This window comes from Chryseobacterium soli (assembly GCF_000737705.1).
In the GTDB taxonomy this organism is placed as follows: domain Bacteria; phylum Bacteroidota; class Bacteroidia; order Flavobacteriales; family Weeksellaceae; genus Chryseobacterium; species Chryseobacterium soli.
Genome location: NZ_JPRH01000004.1, coordinates 473,018 through 496,354, shown reverse-complemented (window position 1 = coordinate 496,354; position 23,337 = coordinate 473,018). Strand labels below are relative to the sequence as shown.

At 34.7% G+C, this 23,337-nt stretch carries 15 protein-coding genes and 1 tRNA gene; 12 read left to right on the top strand and 4 right to left on the bottom strand.

Annotated features, from left to right (window positions below):
- Positions 1–172: 172 nt before the first annotated feature.
- The 10 genes from IW15_RS12580 to IW15_RS12530 all read left to right on the top strand — a co-directional run bounded on the left by IW15_RS12580 (position 173) and on the right by IW15_RS12530 (position 14,865).
- The gene (locus IW15_RS12580; protein ID WP_034711669.1) at positions 173–3,136 is read left to right on the top strand and encodes a tetratricopeptide repeat protein; all 2,964 of its coding nucleotides are present in this window, start codon (positions 173–175) and stop codon (positions 3,134–3,136) included.
- A 71-nt stretch (positions 3,137–3,207) separates the two neighbouring features.
- Positions 3,208–4,977 (top strand): TonB-dependent receptor, encoded by a 1,770-nt coding sequence (locus IW15_RS12575; protein ID WP_034711668.1) that lies wholly within the window; start codon positions 3,208–3,210, stop codon positions 4,975–4,977.
- Positions 4,978–5,045: 68 nt separating this feature from the next.
- Positions 5,046–5,119: transfer RNA gene (locus IW15_RS12570), tRNA-Arg, on the top strand.
- A 676-nt stretch (positions 5,120–5,795) separates the two neighbouring features.
- On the top strand, positions 5,796–7,685 hold the full coding sequence (locus tag IW15_RS12565; RefSeq protein WP_034711667.1) for a beta strand repeat-containing protein: 1,890 nt from the start codon (positions 5,796–5,798) through the stop codon (positions 7,683–7,685).
- 304 nt (positions 7,686–7,989) lie between these two features.
- A complete protein-coding gene (locus tag IW15_RS12560; RefSeq protein WP_034711666.1) occupies positions 7,990–9,198 on the top strand; it encodes a PAS domain-containing sensor histidine kinase in 1,209 nt (402 codons plus the stop codon).
- A 5-nt stretch (positions 9,199–9,203) separates the two neighbouring features.
- On the top strand, positions 9,204–10,256 hold the full coding sequence (locus tag IW15_RS12555) for a response regulator (RefSeq protein ID WP_034711665.1): 1,053 nt from the start codon (positions 9,204–9,206) through the stop codon (positions 10,254–10,256).
- Positions 10,257–11,009: 753 nt separating this feature from the next.
- On the top strand, positions 11,010–12,161 hold the full coding sequence (locus IW15_RS12550) for a hypothetical protein (RefSeq protein ID WP_131368553.1): 1,152 nt from the start codon (positions 11,010–11,012) through the stop codon (positions 12,159–12,161).
- Positions 12,162–12,415: 254 nt separating this feature from the next.
- Positions 12,416–13,558 (top strand): hypothetical protein, encoded by a 1,143-nt coding sequence (locus tag IW15_RS22050; protein WP_051881998.1) that lies wholly within the window; start codon positions 12,416–12,418, stop codon positions 13,556–13,558.
- Between the two features lie 464 nt (positions 13,559–14,022).
- Positions 14,023–14,469, top strand: a complete 447-nt coding sequence (locus tag IW15_RS12535) for a hypothetical protein (RefSeq protein ID WP_034711663.1) — start codon at positions 14,023–14,025, stop codon at positions 14,467–14,469.
- Between the two features lie 45 nt (positions 14,470–14,514).
- The gene (locus IW15_RS12530) at positions 14,515–14,865 is read left to right on the top strand and encodes a hypothetical protein (protein WP_034711662.1); all 351 of its coding nucleotides are present in this window, start codon (positions 14,515–14,517) and stop codon (positions 14,863–14,865) included.
- Positions 14,866–14,942: 77 nt separating this feature from the next.
- On the opposite strand, the gene IW15_RS12525 is transcribed toward IW15_RS12530, so the two are convergent.
- The 4 genes from IW15_RS12525 to IW15_RS12510 form a co-directional block, all read right to left on the bottom strand.
- Positions 14,943–15,437, bottom strand: coding sequence for a hypothetical protein (locus IW15_RS12525; protein ID WP_034711661.1), 495 nt, complete (start codon positions 15,435–15,437; stop codon positions 14,943–14,945).
- A gap of 241 nt (positions 15,438–15,678) precedes the next feature.
- Entirely contained in the window at positions 15,679–18,078 is a 2,400-nt protein-coding gene (locus IW15_RS12520) for a hypothetical protein (RefSeq protein WP_034711660.1), read from the bottom strand.
- 993 nt (positions 18,079–19,071) lie between these two features.
- Complete coding sequence (locus IW15_RS12515) at positions 19,072–19,860, bottom strand: PhzF family phenazine biosynthesis protein (RefSeq protein ID WP_034711659.1); 789 nt, start codon at positions 19,858–19,860, stop codon at positions 19,072–19,074.
- 34 nt (positions 19,861–19,894) lie between these two features.
- Positions 19,895–20,260, bottom strand: coding sequence for a winged helix-turn-helix transcriptional regulator (locus tag IW15_RS12510; RefSeq protein ID WP_034711658.1), 366 nt, complete (start codon positions 20,258–20,260; stop codon positions 19,895–19,897).
- A gap of 118 nt (positions 20,261–20,378) precedes the next feature.
- Between IW15_RS12510 and IW15_RS12505 the strand changes: the two genes are divergently transcribed.
- Both IW15_RS12505 and IW15_RS12500 read left to right on the top strand, forming a co-directional pair.
- Positions 20,379–20,984, top strand: coding sequence for an FMN-dependent NADH-azoreductase (locus IW15_RS12505; RefSeq protein ID WP_034711945.1), 606 nt, complete (start codon positions 20,379–20,381; stop codon positions 20,982–20,984).
- A gap of 782 nt (positions 20,985–21,766) precedes the next feature.
- A complete protein-coding gene (locus tag IW15_RS12500; protein WP_034711657.1) occupies positions 21,767–22,897 on the top strand; it encodes an alpha/beta hydrolase-fold protein in 1,131 nt (376 codons plus the stop codon).
- The last annotated feature ends 440 nt before the right edge of the window (positions 22,898–23,337 follow it).

The window sequence follows — 23,337 nt, the reverse complement described above, 5'->3', positions numbered from 1 at the left end:
AATGTCTATATTTGATTTGAAAAAAAACAAATGTAATGATAATTATAAAAGTATGTTAAAAAATGGCTAAATTTTCTATATTTTTCTTAAACTCCCGTTATAGACTTGTTTAAGCAATAAGTTTTCAATACTTTCGTTGATATATACAGACTAATTTTTTTATTCAAAAAGAATGAAATCAAGAAAAATACTTTTAGCGGCTGCTGTGTTTTATTTCGGAGTTTCCGAAGCTCAACAGTCCCAATACTTTACCCAGAAAGAAAATTATAGATTCAACCTAGCTGAAAATCTTTATCAGACCAAAATATACAGTGCTTCTCAATATGAATATGCAAGACAATATTTTTACAATCAGAATTTGTCGAGGTCGAAGAAAGAAGGTGCACAGTTTTTTGATAATGTAATCGGGGTTATCCTTCAGAAGAATCATGCTGAAGAAGGATTAACTGCTTTTATGAAAGAATATCCGAATTCCGCATATTTTGCTCAGGCTAACTTACCTTTGGCAGATTATTATCTTGCTAAGAAAGATTTTGACAAAGCGTTGGAAACATTGAAAAAAGTCAACCAGTATCAGCTTTCAAAAGAGGAAAATACACAGTATATCCTGAAGTTGGGCTATGCTAAGTTTATGACCGGTGACACCAAAGGAGCAGTAGATGCTCTGGAGGAAGCGTATAAAACAGCTGATGAATCCCAAAAAGGAGACATCGCCTATATGCTTGGTCATTTATATTATTCCAACAGACAGAATGATAAAGCCTTCCAGTATTTTGATTCTATAAAAGAGCAGCCGAAGTTCTCGAAACTTGTGCGTCCTTATTATGTACAGATGTATTATAACGATAAGGATTACGATAAAGCGATTTCGGAAGGGAATGCATTACTCAACGAAAATCTTTCCGATTCTTACAAGGCAGAAGTTCATAAAATCATTGGAGAAAGTTACTTCATGAAAAATGATTACGCTTCCGCTTATCCACATTTGAAGGATTATCTAAGCGTGCAGCAAAATCCATCTGAAAATGACCTGTATGAAATAGGATTTGTTGCAGCACAGCTGAAAAAATACGACGAAGCCGTTTCATACTATAACCAGCTTCTGAACAGTAATTCTGCTTTAGCTCAAAATGCCTACTATCAATTAGGAAATGCTTATTTGGCAGTAGATAAAAAGCAGGAAGCACTTTCAGCATTCCGTTCTTCTTACCAGATGGATTATGATCCTAAAGTGAAAAAGCTGGCTCATGAACAATATGCAAAACTGAGTTACGATATCGGAAACCCTTTTGAAAGTGCCTCTACGGTCATTCAAAATTATATCAATGAAAATCAGAATGCCGCGAATGCATCGGAGATGAGATCGCTTTTAGTGAAATCATACTTGTATTCCGGGAACTATAAAGAGACATTAAATGCCATCGACAGATTGCAGAATTCTACTCCTGATATCAATAAAGTAGATCAGGAAGTTTCTTATTTATTGGGGACAGAAGAATTCAACAAAGGAAATTATGATGAGGCAGAAAGATATTTCCTGAGAAGTTTAGGATTTAATATCAATAAAGAATTCAACAGCAGGGCACTGTACTGGCTGGGACAAACCTACTATCAGAAAGGAAACTATCCTTCAGCGATTGTACGTTATGAAAAGCTTCTTAACGAAACCTTCCCTGAAAAGCAGCAGTTGCCGTATGACCTGGGATACGCTTATTTCAAATCTAGAAAATTCGATCAGGCACAGACTTATTTCCAGCAGTATCTGAAGGATCCGAAGCCTGAGTTTAAAAATGATGCAGAGCTTCGTTTGGCAGATATCCATTATGCGAATAATGATCTGAATGAAGCCATTGCCATTTACGATAAAAATGAAGATGCTACCGACTATACCTTGTATCAGAAAGCAATGGCTTTAGGATTTAAAGGAGATACCCAAGCGAAGATCAACAATTTAAAAACGCTTCTTTCCAAGTATCCGGATTCTGAATATTATGATGATTCACAATATGAGATCGGAACAGCGTATGCCGCTCAGGATGATTTTACGAATTCAAACGATGCTTTTGCAAAAGTGATCAAAACATCTTCGGATAAAGATCTTATTGCCAATGCTTCGATTTACAGAGCACAGAATTATATTGACCAGAACCAGAGTGACAAAGCGCTTTCTGAACTGAAATCTCTTGGTGAGCAGTATAAAAATACCGCATATGCTCAGAAAATTGTTCAGGCTGCAAAACCTATTTTCACTAAAAACGGTGATGTTTCAGGGTATGAAAATTTCGCAAAAAATATAGGAGTAAACGTTGCTTCTTCAGAAATCGACGAAATCAATCTTTCTACAGGAAAACAGTATTTTACGAAGAAAGATTACAAAAATGCAATTTCTTATTACGAAAAATATTTAACGCAGAACCCAACCGGAGAAGGCCTTTATCAGGCTAAATACGAATTGGGAGAAAGTTATTATCAAACCAATAATGCAACGAAAGCCCTGTTGGTTTTACAGGAAGTCGCCAATGTTCAGAACGATTATCAGGATGATGCGCAGACCCGTTTAGCACAGATCTTTATTGCTCAGGGAAATAACGCCGAAGCTAAAAAATATTTGGAGAGCATCAAAAACTCTTCTGATATCAGCATTAAGAACTACGCTAATGTAGAACTGATGAAGATGTATGCTGAAGAAAAGAACTTCTCTCAGGCTGAAAAATTAGCGGATGCAGTGATTGCTAATACCAAAAACTCGGCAGCCGTTATTGAAACTGCGAAAGTGATCAAAGCAAGAAGTCTGATGAATGCTGGAAAAGATAAAGAATCACAGACTGCTTACACTTCTCTTGAAAAATCATCGAATACCTCTGTAGCGGCAGAAGCGCTGTATGCGAAGGCTTATTATCAAAATAAAGGGAAGGCATTCAAATCTTCCAATGAAACGATTTTTAAGCTGGCTAACAACTACGCATCGGAAGAATTCTGGGGTGCCAAAGCTTTGGTACTGATGGCTAAGAACTACATCGGTCTGAAAGATAATTACCAGGCAAGTTATACCTGCGATCAGATTATTGCCAATTACAAAGATTTCCCGGAAATCGTTGCAGAAGCGAAAGAAGTTAAAAAGCAGATTAAGAAATAAAAAATGTACGATCGTATTCATGGGTATTATATCATTAATACATTTACGTGAATACATAAATACAATATGTAATGAACAGAAAAATTCAAATATTATCCATATTACTTTTAGGAGTTTCGCAGGTTGCGTTTTCCCAGATTAAAGAAGAGAAGCTGATTCTTAATAAAAAAAGAGAACCGGAGGTGAAGAAGATCGAAAAGAAGAAGACTTCCGTAGAAACGATTAAGAATTATCCGCCGGAGGAGAAATCTCAGAATCCTGTACAATACAAAATTACAGATGTTCCTGCGGTTTCGGATTTCAAAACTTCGACGATTCAGGGGGAAGATGTAGCTCCGAAATTTGAAGGTACAGCACAGAATAATTACGTCCAGTTTGGAATGGGCAATTATGGAAAGATCCTTGGAGATGCCAATATCTCTAAAACCCTTCAAAATAAACTTGAAGTGGGTGGTGATTTCCATTTCCTTTCCACACAGGGACTTAAAAAAGAATACGACTGGGATTCTAAGCAGAGTTCTGCAACCATCGGGGCTTTCGTAAATTCTTATGGTGATAAAGGGAAACTTAATCTGAATGCGGAATACGGCTTAAATAACTACAATTACTATGGTATTTACGCCTTACAGCCATCTTCTGATGTAGATCTGAAGCAAACGGTCAACCAGTTTAAAGTGAATGGATATTATGACTTCTATTCCAATGAAATTTTAAATGATATTCGGGTGAAATCTTCATTCTTAAAAGATCATTTTGATGCTCAGGAAAATCAGGTTTCCATGTTGGCTAATTTGTCTAAACATGCTGTTGAGATGGGTAAATCGGGTATCACCTTAAATGCAGACTTAGGTATTGGATTAGAAGCTGTAAAAACGGATTTTGCCATCAGAGACAGAAATTCATCCAACTTTTTCAATACAAGCTTAACACCGAAAGTTACTTTTAGAAAAGGAGATTCCTATTTAATGTTAGGGTCTGCGTTTTCATTCCTTAATGCCAAAAATTCAAACGATTTAATGGCTGAGCAAATGAAAAACAATAAGACCTATTGGTTTCCACAGGCCGAATTCCAGTTTGCAGCCGCTAAAGAATTTAAATTCTATGGTGGGGTAGACGGAGGTCTGAAGATCAATACGTACGGAGATATGCTGCAGGAAAATCCTTTCCTTGTTTCTGACCAGTATCTGAAACCAACAGAAACCAAATACCATCTGTATGTAGGTTTGAGAGGAGATATCGATGAAACTATCAAGTATGATGTTTCAGCAGGGTATGGAAAAATGAGAGATATTATGTTCTTTAAAGGAAACAGTATTTTTGACAACGGATTTACACTGAACCGTTCTGCCTACAATTTTGCCAATACATTCTCTGCAGTGTATGACGACGGAAATGTAAGCGATATTAAGGGAAGCATCCAGTATTTTCCTTTGGCTAACCTAATTATTGACGGTGAAGTTCGTTTTACCAAGTACGATCTGAAGAATTATGAAGATATTTATAACGTTCCGTTGCTTAATGCAAGCATTGGAGCAAAATATACAATGCTTGATAAAAAACTACTGTTAGGCTTCAAAGGAATCTTCGCAAGTGACAGAACCACAAACTCTTTCGCTATCGAAGGTATAGCGAATCCGGGTATGATTTACCAGTCTACGGAGAACAAAAATGATAAAGTTGGTGGGTATGCTGATTTAAATCTTTCCGCAGAGTACAAATTTCACAAAAATTTTAGTATTTTCGCACTCGGAAATAATCTTCTAAGCTCAAAATACCAGACGTACAAAGGATATAAAGTTCTTGGCGCACAGATTTTGGGAGGGGTGAAAATAACTTTCTAATATTACCTAATGAGTGATTGGTAATAAGATAATTAATTTTACTTATTACCAATTATTTACACAAAAATGGCTGCGTAGTTCAACTGGATAGAATATCAGATTTCGGCTCTGAGGGTTGGGGGTTCGAATCCCTTCGCGGTCACAAAAAGCTCCTATTTTAGGGGCTTTTTTGTTTTATACCCCCGATAATATTCCTTTATTATTGGACTCATTTTTAATTTTTGTATAAACGCTTATTTAACTCGATATAATGAAAAACTGTCTACTATAGACAGTTTTTTTGTTTTAAAACAATATCAGGTGGGGTATCTTATACGTTTCAATTTTTATTGTATTATTAAGAATCATTACTTTAATAAAACATATCTGGAAACAGTTCCATTATCAAACTGTGAGATCGGTAGAACATATAATATCCGCTGGTGATTGCTACATTTCCTTTTGCTGTAATACAATGCCGGTGAATTAATGTGCTGTCAGGTAAACAAAATAGTGTAGGTGAATTTTATGGTTATTTTTTATATTTCACTATTCATATCTTTTTATTTTGTTAATATTTTAATTGTATTTATTATTTATTATTAATTCGATATTTTGTTTGTATATTCACACTGTGGAGAATAATTTTAATAGATAATAATTTATTAAGATATTTTATAAACACAATTTTCTTTAGGTGCTAATAAATTTTCCAGATAAGAATTGTTGTGTGTAACCCTTCTGTATTACAAAGTACCTAAAACTTTCTGAATTATATCTCCTAGTATTTCTGTTATAATCAAGATTTCCGAATTTAATTATTTAATACATTTTAAAACATGAAAAAAAAATTTTTTACCTTACTTGCATTAAATGCATTCAGTATTGTGTTATATGCACAATCAGGTAATGTAGGTATCAATACACCTACACCTGGTACGACCTTAGATATTAACGGTGCTATTACCAACCGCGAAACAGTTGTTGCTGTTAGTGGTAATTCCGCTGTTGTACCTTCGAATGTAAGCCAGATTCAGCTTACAGGTATCGCTACAGCTATTGTTGCTGTTACAGCTCCCGCACCCCCTAATTCGGGACAACGTCTTATCATTTACAATAATAGTACGGGAGGTTTTGGAGCGACTTTGAATGGCTTTAGTATCTCTAACGGGCAGGCTTTGGAGTTTTCCTACAGTAATGGTAACTGGAGAGCTACGAATGGAGGAGCGGATCCAGGTGGAACAGCTTGGAATTTATTAGGGAGTACAGGAACAGTGCCAAGTACAAATTTTCTGGGAACTACTGATAACCAAGATATGGTATTCCGTACCAATAATATTGAGAAAACTCGTATTACAGCAAACGGAAATGTAGGTGTTAATACTCCTACACCCGGTACAACTTTAGATATTAACGGTGCTATTACCAACCGTGAAACAGCTGTGGCTGTTAGTGGTAATTCTGCTACGGTACCTGCCAATGTAAGTCAGGTCCAGCTTACGGGAGCAGCAACGGCAAGTGTAGCTATTACAGCTCCTTCAGCTCCCAATGCCGGTCAGCGTTTGATTATTTACAATAATACCACCGGAGGTTTTGGAGCAGCTTTGAATGGTTTCAGTGTCCCTAATGGGCAGGCTTTGGAGTTTTCCTACAGTAATGGTAACTGGAGAGCTACGAATGGAGGAGTGGCTCAGGGAGGATTAGGTTGGGGGTTTCTGGGGAATACAGGAACAGTATCAAGTACCAATTTTCTTGGAACTACAGATAATCAGGATATGGTCTTTCGTACCAATAATACTGAAAAAGCCCGTATTGCTGCAAATGGAAATGTAGGTATAGGTACACAACTTCCAACAACCACCCTGGATATTGTTAATGCAGGTACGGGAAGTACTATTGTATCTGCATCTGCTGCATCAAATACAGCGCTGAAACTGGAAAACAGTGTAAATGGACAGGCTGTAATACAAAATTTCACAGCTAAGAATGCCAGCGGAGTTGCAAGAATAACTGGGATGGGGATTAACCCTAATTTCAGCACCAACGGCATTTTTGTAATAACCAGAGGGACAAACTCTGATTTTCTTCTGGATTTGAGTGATGGACATATTGGTATAGGAACAACACCTGATTTAATTTCCCAACTCTATGTAACGGGTACTGCGGGAGCAGGTTCAGCATTGCGTATTACAGATGGAACACAGGCCAATGGCCGGATTTTAGTGTCTGACGCTAATGGTCTTGCGAGCTGGAAGGTTAATAATATTCCAACTTTTGTGTTAAGTTATAATACGAGTTCTACTGTGCTTTCAGGTGTAGGTATCGGAGGTTCATCATCACTCCCTAACTTTGTTTCCACCATAAACACAACGCCGGGGATAAGCTTCATTGGTAATACGGTAACTTTAGCTGCAGGTGTTTATCAGGTAAATGTTTCGCTTGAATTTTCTAACGCTACCAACGGTGGCGATTGTGGAACTCTGGTAAGCCTTATTAACAGCTATTTTCTGGATTTTCCTAATAATGGAACCAATATGCGTGTACACTCCAATTCTCCCAGCAACTGTGGAGGAACGTCCAATCATTCGGCACAATGGAATACAACAATCTCGATACCTGCGGGTGGTGCAACTTGGGTCCTGAATCTTGGCCGCGGACAGGGTGGGAATTATACCAATAATGTAGATGTCTCCACCTCGTCCCGTATATTGCTCTTTAAGATGCAATAGAAGATTTAGATCTTTTATAGTCAAATCTTAGGAATTTGACTATAAAAGAATATCAAAATTTAATTTCTAATCAATCTGAAAAGTGATATAGAGAGTATAAATTTTACACCGAAAATTATTATACAGACAGAGCAAAATGTCTGTATTTATTTTTAGCATAGAGTAAGATTATTTTGAGAATCAGTATAGATAAATATTCTGCTAGTGCTACTTTTTAAAATTGAGAAGAAATTAATTATATATATTGAATATTGAGGCGTTTGTGTAAAAGTATTAGTTTTATATAACTCAGATATTAATAACCATGGAAAACGCAAAACTTTTATTTGCCATCATAGAAAATGCTATTGATGGTATTATTACTATTGACAATAGGGGCAGAATAGAAAGTCTTAATCCTTCTGCTTTAAAAATATTCGGGTATAAGCAGGAAGAGCTTATAGGTAAGGATATTTCTGTCTTGATGCCAAAAACCGATAAAAGTAAATATGATAATTATTTTTTTCACTGCCAGGATAGACAAGAAGAAAAAAATATTGGGACGGCAAAAGAGATCAGAGGCTTAAAAAAAGACGGGGCTCAGTTTCCTTTAAGGCTTGCTGTGAGCAGGGTGCAATTTCAGGACAGAATAATTTACACAGGTTTTATTCATGATCTTACAAAAGAAAAAGAAGAGGAAGAGTATATCAAAAAATATTCTACTGAACTTGAAGAATCAGTTGAGAGCAGGACAAAATACCTCAATCAAATGCTTTATAAATTAGAAAAAGCAAAAAAAGAAGCTCATATAACGCTGGAAAAAGAAAAGGCACTCAACAGGATGAAAATTCACTTTGTATCGATGGCATCCCATGAGTTTCGTACGCCCTTAAGTTCTATACAGCTATCTGTTGTATTAATAGAAAAATACCTTCCAATTTCTGATAGCGCTCAGATATTAAAACATCTTCATAAAATTAAGAATGCGATTGCCGGCCTGAATTCCATTCTTAATGATTTTCTTTCTCTGGAGAAACTGGATGTAGGAATTGTAAAACCACATTACGGTTCATTTGATATTGTTGAATTTTCTGAGGAACTTACTGAAGAAATGCAGCTGATTACTAAAAAGGGCCAAATCATTATTTACCAGCATACAGGGCCAGACCGTGAAATCCATATTGACCAAAACCTATTAAGAAATTGTTTAATAAACCTGATGACGAATGCCATAAAATATTCGGGCGAGCATACGCGGATAGAATTTTCTACTGAAATAAATAAAGAAGAATATATTTTCACCATAAAAGATAATGGCCTAGGAATACCGGAAGAAGATCATTCTTCTATTTTCTATCCTTTTTTCAGGGCACATAATATTGATAATATCCCGGGCACAGGTTTGGGGCTTACTATTGTACTTAGGTATGTAGATCTAATGAGCGGTAAGGTTCATTTTGAAAGTAAGCAAGGAGCAGGTACACAGTTTACGCTGCTGTTTAAAAAGATGTATAGTACAAATAATGCCCTTTAAATCTGATGAAAAAAAAATATATACTGATTATTGAAGACAATGAAGATATTCGTGAGAATACTTCGGAGATCCTCGAGCTTGCAAATTACGAAGTATTTCAGGCTTCTAATGGGAAAAAAGGTATGGAACTGGCTATTAAACATATACCGGATGTTATTTTATGTGATATTATGATGCCTGAGCTTGATGGATATGGAGTTCTGTATCTTTTGAGTAAAAGAGAAGATACGGCACTGATACCATTTATTTTTATTACCGCAAAGACCGATAGAACAGAGATCAGAAAAGGGATAGAAATGGGAGCTGATGATTATCTTACAAAACCTTTTGATGATATAGAACTTCTGAGTGCTATAGAAAGTCGGCTGAAAAAGAAGGACCGTCAGAAAAGTCTTTACAGCTCTAATCTTAGTAAGATAACAACTCTGTTTCAGGATTCACACGGTCTTAATGAATTAAAAAAATCATTTAGTAAACGAAAAATTAAATTCTTTAAAAAGAAGCAAGTAGTGTATTTTGAAGGTGATGCGGCTAATAAGATTTATTTAATTTTGTCAGGTTCAGTAAAAACCACAAAAATGACGGATGATGGAAAAGAGTTGATGACTGGAGTTTATACTCTGGAAGATTATTTCGGTATTACGTCTATGTTTTCAGGAAAAGAATATAAAGAAACAGCTGAAGTACTTGAAGATACTACATTGTGTTCTGTTTCGAAAGAAATTATGGATACGTTAGTCTATAAATATCCGGACATCGCTGAAAAATTCATTGCAATTTTAGCAAAGAATGTTGTTGATCAGGAAAAGCAATTGTTGCAGATGGCCTATTATTCTGTTAGAAAGAGAATGGCAGAGGTGCTTGTAAAGCTACATACTACTCACCCTAATACAGAAGAATTTGAAATTTCGCGTGAAAATCTTGCTTCTATGTCGGGTATGGCCAATGAAACGGTCAGCAGAATTCTCAGCGATTTTAAAGGAGAGAAGATGATCGACAGAAATGCAGGCACGATTAAAATACTTGATATTTTACGGCTTAAAAAGCTTAAAAATTAGGACCTGTAATATGTATTTTTGATTTTGAAATTTATTATTAAAAAAACTTCTTTATAAAAACCCTTCCTTCTAAAAGCAATAATATGGGCGTCAAAACCTAAGATGAAAAGAGGAAGGGTTTTGTATGTATAATAAGCCTCTCTTCATGTTTGGGAACATATTCTCTCTCATCATTTCTGAAATAAAATAGGAGAGGCTTTATTGTTTAATTATAAAAACACTTTACTAGTTTTAATTACTCCCAAAAAATTTTCATTTCAAAGAGATCTACTCAGTTATATTAATATTCATTTAGAATAAGTAACCAATTAGGGAATTAAATCTACAGTAAAAATAGTCATTCTATATCAATATTTATAATATTTTTTTAAAATTTTTTACTAAACTTTTTTTTACAAAATACTTAAAATGATGATCATCATTTTTTTCTGTGTATCAAAATCTCAATAATTCGGAAAAGAGCTGATTTGAATCAATATGTTAACGAAATTATAGTTTATTATATGAAATATAGTAAGCAAAATCATATTCATAGATGATCTGTATCATTTTTCAACACTTAGCCTAGACTTAGATTTGTAAATATTTTTAAAAGTATAGAGTCCAACACATTTATGCTCCATACATAATAAGAATATAAATTTACCAAAAACTAAAACTATTGTTATTAATATCAGAAACAGGATAATTTGTTTTAAAAATCCCTTTTCTGTGAATTAATTACATTTATAATTTAACCATAAAAACTCAACCATGAAAAGTTTTAATTTATTGATTTGTATAATGTCCTCTACTTGTTATTTTTCTCAGGTCGGAATAAATACAGTAACCCCGAACGCCAATTCTGATCTTGAATTGGCATCCACTAATAAAGGACTTCTGTTGAATAGAGTTCCTTTGAATTCAACAAGTACCGGAGTATTTAATGCCGGTATGCTCGTTTATAACACCGCAACGATTAATGATGTAACGCCAGGTACTTATATCAGTAATGGGCTAATATGGACTCGGCTTACTGATACACAAACGTTGAATTCGTCTTTGTCTACCGTCTGGAAAACAAACGGAAATTCTAGTAGTGTCGCAGATTTTATCGGAACGACTAATTTACAGCCTTTTGTTTTTAAAACAAACAGTATTGAAAGAGCAAGGATCGGATCGGATGGTACAATTGGTATCGGAACCACAACTCCCCAAGGGATTGTTGACATTACTTCTGCAAATTCCACATTGGTATTACCCCGAAATGTAAGTCCTCCAACGAATGTAAATTCACCAGTGAGCGGAATGATTATTTATGATACGACCTTTAAAACTTTGCGATACTTTAATGGGGTTCAATGGAGTACCGTTATATCTTCACAAACCTTAACTACAGCCAATGAAGGAGTTGTTCAAATGAGAAGCGGAGCAGGAATACAGCCTACATTTTTATTTAAAGCTTCTGGCGGAGTTCCTTTAAGTACCTATGAAAATATAGCCTATCAGACTCCTGTAAATATTGTGACAGATTTTGCCCCTACTCCTATAACCAGCTGGCCGGAGAATATCGGAACTCCTACTGTTGCCAATATATATAATCAGGCGAATGGCAATTTCTTTGAAAATTCTATTCCGGGACAAACCCATACATGGCGTGTTATTGCCAGCTACAACAGTAAAAATAATGGATCTGTTGCATTTGTAACAGTTAATTTATCCAATATGATTGCTCCTTCAACGTTTTCTATAGATCAAACAGCGGTTGCCCCCAATGGTGTCACTACAGGAGATCTTGTCTTTTATTTAGTTACCGTTCCTGATTCTATGTCTCTTGCCAACGGATATACTTTTAAAATAAAATCTGATACGGCAATGAATGTTACGATTACCAGTATAACAAGGATTTCTCAAGCCAAAGATTAATCAGTGTGATATTATTTCTCTAAAGGTAAAGTGGACTCATTTTTTATTAAAATGTAAAACAGTCTGCAATTCACCAGAAAAGCAAATACGTTGTAAAACCGCGAAAAGCAAATTATAACATTTGAATTATAAATAAGACTATAATTCTAATTAAAACTTCTATGATTAATAATAATAGAGACAAAACAATTATTTAAAATTTGAATAATTGATGATTTAATTAGCATTTATATTTTAACCATAAAAACTCAACCATGAAAATTTTTAATGTATTGATCTGTATCATGTCCTGTACTTGGTGTTTTTCTCAAGTCGGAATACATACAGTGACACCGAATATCAACGCTGATCTTGAATTAGCCTCTACTAATAAAGGACTTATGCTGAATAGGGTAGCACTTAATTCTACAAATACAGGCGTATTTAGTGCCGGCATGCTTGTCTATAACACTGCGACGATTAATGATGTAATTCCAGGTATTTATATCAGTAATGGTACAGTCTGGAGTCGGTTTACTGATTTAGAAACATTCAATTCCAGCGTTTGGAAAACAACCGGAAATCCTGGTATTTCAACCAACTTTATAGGAACTAATAATCTACAGTCCATAATTTTTAAAACAAATACTACTGAAGCAGCGAGAATGGGATCGGATGGTAAAATTGGAATTGGGACACCGAATCCGCAAGGCATTGTTGACATTTCTTCTGCGAATTCTGCATTGGTGTTATCCAGAAATGTAGATCCTCCAACGAATGTGAGCTCGCCGGTAAGCGGAATGATTATTTATGATACTGCCAATAAAACCCTACGGTATTTCAATGGGGTTCAATGGAGTACCGCTATTTCTTCACAAACCTTAACTACAGCCAATGAAGGAGTTGTCCAAATGAATAGTGGCGATGGAGTACAGCCTACATTTTTATTTAGAGCTTCGGGAGGAGTTCCCTTGAGTACTTATGAAAATATTTCCTACGAGACGCCTATAAATGTGCTGACAGATTTTTCTCCTTCGCCTACAACAAGCTGGCCGGAGAATCTTGGAATTCATGTTGTAGGGGATATGTATAATCAGACGAACGGTACATTTTTAGAAAATCCCATTCCGGGACAAGTTCATATATGGCGTATTATTGCAAGCTACAGCGGTAAAAATAACGGATCCGTAGGATATGTAACAGTCAATTTATCAAATCCACTTCCTCCTTCAACATTTTCCATAGACCAAACTGCTGTTGCGCCTAATGGTGTAACTACAGGAAATCTTGTTTTTTATCTAATTTCAATAGCTGACCCCTTATCTATTGGCACCGGATATATTATTAAAATAAAATCTGACACTGCTATGGATGTTACAATTAAAAGCATAACAAGGGTTTCTCAAGAAAAAGATTAATGTTGTTTATTAAAATTTTCCCGGTGCTTTTTAAGTATAAGCAAAATTTTCCAAGTATATAATATTCTAAAAAAGGTAAGCCCAGGATGATAGCTTGAATTATCTTTTTTAAAATGCTAATTCAGTTAGTAATAATCTTCAGTCAGAGAATTGGTTTAATAGTTTGTAAGTATCTATCTGCGGATCTGCTTTGGCTGAAGTTTATGGGATGGAAAAAATATATAGTTGTCTTTCCGGTAAACGGAGAAGGAGGTTTTAGAAATGTATGAACTTAGATATTTACAAAATGCGAATATCAAAAAGTTGCACTGGCTGTAGCGATGGAAACTTTATTTAATCTCTAAAACATACATTAAGGCAAATAAACAGTTGGAGATTTTGCTTCTCAGTTAGAGTTCCTGTTTTTTTGCTTGGCAACACTACTATTATTTGTTTTCATTCATACATTTTAAATATAATCACATATGGATTTAAAAAATATAAATATAGGCTCACTGATAGAAAAGAGTCTAATTGAAAGAGGTATAGAGATGGATCGTATATGCAGCTTTCTAAGCTGTACGGAAAAAGAGGTTTTACAGATGTATAAATCCAGCCATATTGATACGAAAACGTTATTGCGATGGTCTAAATTATTAGAATATGATTTCTTCAGACTGTATTCTCAGCATTTGGTTTTTTATTCTCCACAAGCATCAATGGGCTATAATCAACCGATAGTAAAAAGCAGCTCATTATTACCGCAGTTTCGTAAAAATCTTTATACAAAGGAAATTATAGAATTTGTATTAGCAAAGGTTAATAAAAAGGAAATGACAAAAAATCAAGTTATTAATGAATATAAAATCCCTAAAACTACACTTTATAAATGGCTGCAAAAGTATAAGGCAGTCAATAATAATGTAATTTAAAGATGCGAGAAAATGGAGTTGAAATAATGCAAAAGCTAAAATATTATGGAAAAAAGAATGCCAGATTACAGAAGAATTTATTCAGATCTTGTTAGTGAGAATTATCCTGATAAAAAAGAAGAATATAAATCATTTTTAGATAAAAAGGATTTTTCAATACTAGATGTTATCACTTTCAATAAAATACTTTTTAGGGAAGAAAATAAAAATACGTTTATTTTCAATCAGAAACATCGATCTTATAATGAATCTTCCATTATGAAAATTTTAGACTATCAGAAAAAAAATAAACTCAATAATACTCAGCTGGCTGCACATTTTAAGCTAAGCAGAAATTCTGTAACTAAATGGAATAAACTATTTAAGAAGCAACAGACACAAATCGCCCCTTTTTAGGGGCTTTCTGTATATATAAATCTGGATATTCCCTAATATTTCATTGTATTAAGCGCTTGGGGAAATTCTTAAGTAATTTATTTTTTCGGCTTCAGAGAAAAATTATCCACATACACTGCCTGGTGCACTCCGTTCAGCATTACTTTCAGGCCCAGATTGGAGTCTTTTTTTAACGAAATATCAACTACTTTTTTACCTCCTGTTATCTTAGTGGGCTTAGCGATTGAAACATATGATTTTGGATCAGAGGTGCTGTTGATTGAAAAAAGTTCCAGGGTAGTTTCTCCGCCGTTATCTGAAATATCAAGGGTCAAAGTATAATTTCCTGCTTTAATTTTTGGAGTCACCAGATACATATTTTCTCTGGGGCTGGTCATTGAATAAAATGTAATCTTTTTTTCACTGGCATACAGCATTGCTTTTCCTTGCTGAGCAGTCCAGCATTTATTGATATCTTTCCAGGTATCAAAATTTTCGGTAAGTGTGGAGACTGTCTTACACTGTGCGTTTACGGTTATAAATCCTCCTAAAGCTACTATCCCTGCAAATGCGATTTTTCCTATTTTTATCATATGTCTATAATATTATAAAGTAAAAATAGATAAAAAAGCTTGTATCGTAAAGGCATTGTTTGATAATGTGGAATAACTCTGATTTTATTTACTCGACTGGAGATAATTTTGTTGAAGAGGAAAACCTATTTTGAGAATTGTTTGTTTGAAGTGCAGATGGTACGAGACTGATTGTATTCTTAGGGATACTAAAAGAGCCTTTCAAGAATATTGAAAGGCTCTTTTAATTTAACAAAATATATTATTTTAATATCTTTTTATCATAAAGCAGATTGTCGTCTTCATCAAAGCTTATGATAAGCATTTTGAATTGTTTTGCACTGTCATTATTATAAAATTTAATTCTCGGAGGAACATAATCACTGTCAAATAAATTAGGATTCCAATAGAGTGTTTCGCGAGTATCATTTTCTATTTTCGTTGGAGCGTCATCATCTAACATTTCAATAGGAAATTCTGAAGGCTTATCATAGCCTTTTATTACAGATAAGTTGGTATTGGGTGCTTGTTTTTCATTACTTTTAGGTTTCATATTGCCCTTCATGGTATAGATGGCTACCGCGTTATCTATTAATCCTCCGTCTTTGATAATTTTCACCATTGCGATATTGCTTGTAGGAAGACTTGCAATCATACTGGGATCAGTAAGTACTTCATCTAAATATAGCTTGGCCTGGCTGCCGCGAATGTAGGGAACATTCACCCCTGAATTATCTCTTTGAAATGTTAAACCGGCAACTCTTCCTTGCAGCCAGTCTAATATATTGTTTGATCCGGCGGCATTTTGGTCTTCATTTACAAAATCAAATATAGTAGAGTTCATAGAGCTAAACATTCCGCTGGACAGTTGTTTATTTAATTCTTCTTTTGGATCTTGCTTTTTTCCTACTAATTTTACTTCTTCAATTTGCACATCAGCATTCTCCGTTTTCTTACTGTTTTTCTGAGCGTTGATTGCTCTGGAAATCGCCGGGGAAACTTTTTTATTTTCAGCGGTTTTCACCAGTTTATATTTTGTACTGGGGAAACTGCCTTTAAACTCTGTGGGATTGACCAATGGTTCTACTGTAACGAATAAATTATCAGTATTTGATTCCTTATTATTGTCTGAATTTACAAATAATGAAACATGTAAAGGTTCATCGTTGCTAAGGTTGTTTAAATAAATGTATCCATTTTGATCTGTTTTAAACGGATTAATAGTAGGATCATTTTTACCTAATTTTAAGACTAAATTTACATTGGTGTTGATCAGTAGGGCATTATTTTTAATAGGTTTTACTCTATAAGAAAGAAATTTTTGAGCATTGCTTGTAATGGTTGGCGAAGTTCCGCTAAGTAAGGCATTCCAGTCAAATCTTTTCCAGTTTTCAGAAATAAGTAGGGCATCCAACGCTTCGCTGTTGGCATTGGTATAAAAATATTGTGCCGGCGTATCTATTTTTGAAGTAAAATCGCCTGTTAACCAAAGACTGCTCAGTATATTTTCTTCTTCCGGATTGTTGCTGCCATCATCTTCACTTACCAGAACGGTATAATTTTTAAAAACAGATTCCGGAGAAAGATCAACGCTATTGAATGATCTGGGCGTTGGCTTTAAATTCTGACCTATAATTTCTGCTTTCTCAATCTTTAAATTATTGGGTTTTATAAAGCAAAGTCTCTTTGCTACCAAATTTTCCTGATCATCAAAAATAGCTAATTGTAAAACGCCATTGTTTCCATTGCTGATTTTTGTAGGAATAAGACTGGAAACATCATTTGTTAATTTACTGATGTTTGCTTTATAAACCAGATGGTTGTTGAGGGTTCCAACGATTTTATAATTCTGGAGTTGTTGTTTTAAATTGACTCCTTTTAAACTGTACTTAATCCCGTCCTTAGAGCTGGAAACTTCTACATTGACACCACTGTCTGCAACAGGTGGCAGATCTATTGTTTGACTTTTTCCTGCTTTATCCTGAATGATAGCCTGGTATTTTTTTCCTAAAGCCGGGGTTATTTTAAAAGATGCAACATTTTTATCAAAAGAGGTAAATGTAGTTATAGATACGTTTGGATTTTGTGTGTCTACTATTTTTCCAGTCCAGCTTTCCGGTAAAGAAGTATCGCTTGATAACCGTACGGCAAATTTCGTCGCCATACCGTTAATAAAAGTTCCGCCTTCAGGAAAAACTTTGGCAGACCAATTGGAATTTTTAGCAAGCTCTAACGTTTCAGTTGCGTTGGGATTGTAAATAGGAATTGTTTTCACAATCTGAAAATCCTCATTAAAATTCGTCATGTAAGGAGTATAAGCCCTTACGAAGTAGATTTGCTCAGGAAGATTTTCTTTCAGTTTAAAATCTCCGCTGCCTTCACCATTGGTTAGGAGTATCGTTTTCCAGTCTATCAGTTTTTTATCAGAATTGTACAATTCAACAAATAGGGTGGTAGACAATGCAGAACGGTTATAACCATCAAATACAAAGCTTTTAAACCAGATTTGGTCACCGGCTACATATTGTAATTTATCGGTAAGCAGATATACTTTTTCCTGTTCGTAATGATCCTCAAGATTGGTAATTGCTTTTTCCAGTTTAGTCTGTGATAATAAAGGTTGTACACTTGAAATAAGTAATAAAAAGAATATATTTTTCATAGAGACCTTAGCGCATTTTTAATCAAATGCTAAATTACTCATTTAAAGATTTCAAAACTGATATTTGCCTTGTAATTTAAAAAAATAAGGAGATTTTAATTCTTTAACGTAATTATTTCTCATATCATTACTCAATACACATTGCCGGTGGCGGAATGATATACGGCAAAGTCTTTACTGGTGGCGGATATTTCATCGCTGAAGAATTTTTAAAATGATAAATTCGGAAGCTGGATATTTTCTCAATTAAAAAATATCTCTTCCAAAATGAATTGAAAGAGATACTAAAGTCGTTTAACCAAACATTGCAGAAGTAAAGACTCTTATAGGACTGTGTTCTATCATTTTCAATTATTTAATCAAGTGGGTTTCCCCCAAAAAAAATCAATTTAAAGCTTGATTTGATGAAAATGTCCTTCTAAAAAAGTACTATAAGAAGGGGCGTGTTTACATTCTGCAATTTTGTTTAGCTTATCATTTTGTGTGCTTAGAATTCAATTTTATCTAGAATTTTTCTAGAATTAAATTATAGAGTCTTTCTTCGCCTGAAGTTGATGAGTTTGCAACTATGTAGCAAGTTGCTCTGTATAACAGAATATATATCTAATTTGTGAAAACAAATTAGATATGCCGGCTATATACAATTTTACACCATTGTCATTCTGACGAAGGAAGAATCCCATGATAGCTTAGATTCTTCATTTCACTACGTTACATTCAGAATGATAGAGTCATAATAATAAGAGAGCAGGGTTAATGTAAAATTGTATATAATAACCTTAAATATTATCAAGCCTAATCTACTTTCAACAATGATATTAAATAATGATGCAGAAATAGAATCTCTTGGCTCTAAGAAAATTGACAGTGATATTATAGCCCCCAAATATTTTACCAATACATTGCCTTAACAAATTAATTGATAAAAAGGTAGTAACAGGTCTATCTGTTACTGCTTTTACTATTTATATTCCATGACCTTAATCTGTACTTCTATTCCGTCCAAAAGGTTCCGGTGGAATAGGTTTTTGCTCGTCCGCTGATGATAACCCGGTTTCCTTTGTCTTCACAAAATAATGTTCCTACCCTGTCAGAAACCTGAAGGGCATGAAGTTCTTTTTTATGAAGCCGTTCCGCCCAGAATGGAATCAAGGAGCAATGTGCCGAACCTGTTACAGGATCTTCCAGAATAGATGCTTGCGGAGTGAAGAATCTCGAAACAAAATCACAATGGTCGCCTATAGCTGTTACAATTACTCCGCCTGGATCAAGATTGATCTGGTCAAACAACTGCCTGTCAATGGTAATGTTCTTAATATCAGTTTCACTGTCATACACCAAAACATAGTCTCTTGATTTTAAAACTTCCTTAGGCTGAATATTCAGTGAGTGTTCAATATTTTCAGACAAGATATCGGGCAATGGCATCCTCGAAGGAAAATCCATTTTGTACAGTCCGTTATCTACCAGGACCGTTAAATCGCCACTTAAGGTTTCAAAAATAATTGTATCGCTTTTGTAGTCGAGAATTTTTTTTAAGCAATGTGCGGTGGCAAGAGTCGCATGACCGCATAAATCCATTTCAATTTCAGGTGTAAACCAGCGTAAATGTATTTTGTCTCCTTTGTCTACGAAAAAAGCGGTTTCTGCAACGGCATTTTCTTTTGCTATTTTTAATAAAATATCATCTGGTAACCATTGTTCAAGAGGTACGACACATGCCGGATTTCCACCAAAAACTTTGTCTGTAAATGCATCAATTTGATACAGATTATGTTTCATTTCTTGTTTTTTTAATTAGTAGGGATATATAGACTTACATTGTCTCTTTAATCTTATTTCTGTGCTGTTCACCCCACGCACTTAATTCTGATAAAACATTTTTTAAAGTATGGGTATATGCGGTAGCTTGATAAAGGATAGTAACAGGAGTTGTAGGAAACACTTTACGTTCTACAAAGAAATTAAGCTCCAGGTCTTTGAGCTCATTGGATAATACCTTTGGAGATATGCCGGTCATTTCTTTTTGTATCTCGTTAAAGCGCTTTGAAGACTGTACCAGGCAAAGTATTAATGCCAGTTTCCATCTTCCATTGAGAACATACATGGCATCAAGCACATTCTTGAGTGCATGATTACATTCCGAAGTGGTTGGAAGTAATTTATTTTCAGCTGTTTCCATGGTAGCAAAGATAAGGACTTTCCTGAAGGTAAGCGCTATCCTTTGGGTAACTACTAACTTTTGTAAAGTTAACGGTTATACATTTGTCCAGTTAAAATCATCAAACAAATACAATTTTATGACACGTATTCTTCATTTGAAATCAAGCCTGATGGGCAAAGAATCATACAGCATTAAACTGGGTAATGCAATCGTTGAACACATACAAAACAAATATCCTGAAAACCAATTGGAAGAACTGGATCTCGTGGAAACGGAAATGCCACATCTGAGCCCGGCAGTGCTGCGTACTTTCTTTACACCAGCTGATCAGCTTACAGAAAGAGAAAAAGAATCGATCAGCCTTTCTGATCAATTGGTCAATCAGCTAATGTCCGCTGATAATATCGTGATAGGCGCACCGCTTATCAATTTTACGATCCACAGCTCATTAAAAGCCTGGATTGATCATATTACCAGAGCTGGAATCACTTTTGGTTATGGTGAAGATGGCCGGCCTGTCGGCAAAGTAACAGGTAAGAAAGTATATATTGCAATGTCTTCCGGTGGAGTGTATTCTGAAGGCCCCGGTATTGCGAATGATTTTGTTGTACCATATCTGAAAGCTTTTCTCGGGTTTTTAGGAATGACGGATGTGACTGTAATCCGGGCTGAAGGATTGAAAGTTCCCGGTCTGAAAGAATATGCCCTGGAAAATGCAATAGAAAGCATCCGAGTCGATTGATAAAAGAAGTTAATCGTAATCTAATAAGAATATATTGTAAGCTTTGGCATTCAGTCAAGGCTTTTTAAAACCCCTGACGTAATGTGATCTGCAAAAGAAATAATGCGAAAACTGATCTGAGAAACTGCACTAATTGCGTACTCAACAGGAAATTATAAGACAAAAATACTGTAATTCACTACGATATGATTCCAGTCATAAATAAATACAAAAACAGTTCATACATTTGATCTATACAACCACTTAAAAGTAATTTTTAACATTTACCATCATTTGCTTCCCTCTTTTGGGAAGCTTTTTAATGAAAACACTTTTTTAGATATTAAATGCCCCCTGGAGTTCTTCTGTTTTTGAAGGACTCCTCTTATTAAGGCATCACTTTCTTTTCTAAATTTGAAATACCAATACACAAGCTCAGCTTTTTGTTGAGGTAACAGAATACTTATTTGATAATTTTTAATAAACCAAAACGCTAATTGCTACTTAATACGAGTCACGAATAGCAATTAATTTATCACTTAATATTAATATAAAAAATTCAGTTATGAACAGGGACGAAATATTCCATAAAAAAGAAGACGGATGTGTAAAAGTCTTATTTGATCCCTGGAAATAGAATATACTATACTTTTTTGTATAAACCAATAAAACCGGTTGCTACAAACGATTTTATTGGTATTGACCATAACAGAATGTAGGATTGAGTATACATTATTCAACATGGAGAAATTCTTATTGTAAGCATAAATTCTTACATTACACTACTTTTTAAAAAGAATTCAATGCAGCACTTAAAAATAATAACTTCCATTATTGGTTTATGTTCATCCATGGTATTTTCCCAACATTATACAACTTCCACAACCGCACTGGAAGGAAAGGAATTTCCAAAAGTGGATACCGAAAGAAAAGTTCAGCTTAAAGCGTATTTCCCGGATGCAAAATCTGTTGTATTAGAGGGAGGAGACGGGATGAAAAATTTACAGTCCTCTGCTACTAAAGGTAAGGACGGCTTTTGGAATATTACCACCTCGCCAATGGAAATCGGGTTTCATTATTACTGGTTTAATGTGGACGGTAAACGTACCAATGATCCCAATACAGAACTTTATTTTGGGTATGGGCAGCCGACAAGCGGAATTGAAGTACCTTCCGGTGAAGATTTTTTCTTTGAGAAAAATGTAAAACATGGAAAAATTGTTGATGATACCCTATATTCGGAAATTACCCACGGAAAACGGAATTTCAAAGTCTATCTTCCGCCAAATTACGGAACTGAGAAATTTCCGGTCTTATATCTTTATCACGGCACGGGAGAAGAGATCACAGGTTGGGAAAAACAAGGCTATATCAGGAATATTCTGGACAATCTTTTTGCTGAAAAAAAAGCGAAAGAAATGATTGTGGTGATGGATTACGGGGTTGCACTGAATCCTGAGGAAGAAAAAAGGCCGGACGACTATCCAAGAACGGTGGTTTCTACTAAAAACCTCGATAAAATTGTTGTTCAGGAGCTGATTCCCTATATCGAAAATACATATAAAACCAATGGTAAAAAAGCCATTGCAGGACTTTCCCGCGGAAGCTATCAGGCGATGCTGATCGGAGCTAATCATCCCGGGTTATTTTCAGCCATCGGTGCTTTCAGTCCTGTTATTTATGAAGGAACAGAAAGCCAGCCTTTTAAAGAGCTTCCTATCAGTACCTTATTAAAATCAAAACAAAAACCTTTCTTCTTTATCGGAATTGGAGAAAAAGAGGAAGCCCGGTTTTTTGAATTTAATCAAGCCATCATGACCTATTTTACTCAAAATAAATATCCGTATTTTCAATATACCTCTCCCCAAACTTACCATGAATGGCTCACCTGGAGGAGATGTCTTTATCAGTTTGCACAAAATATTTTTAAGTAGCCCCATACAAAACAGCAGTTTACCAATCTTATCGGACTGCGTGTTGAAACCGTAATCAGAGCCGTTAAAAAAATGGAAAGTCAAAATATTGTTAAAATAGAAGACCGGAAAATACTTTATTAGATTAAAATTTTTACAGTTTAAGATAATAGCTCCAATGATCTCAGATTATTGGGGCTTTTTTATTAGTTATCATTTTTGATGGCTTTTTATAAATACAAAATAATTTAAATTTTTATTACAGTGTAATTTATTAGTAACAGCGCTATTTTAAGGTAATTTCTGTGTAATTATTTCCGAAATTATTACCTCTTTTATTTTGATTATTTAATTAAAAAATGTAATGTTGCAGTCATTATAGTGCTATTTGTCAATGAATTAAGTTTAGTTTCATTTATTAAAAAAGAATAATGATCTGCTAAATTTTTAATAAAACGAAA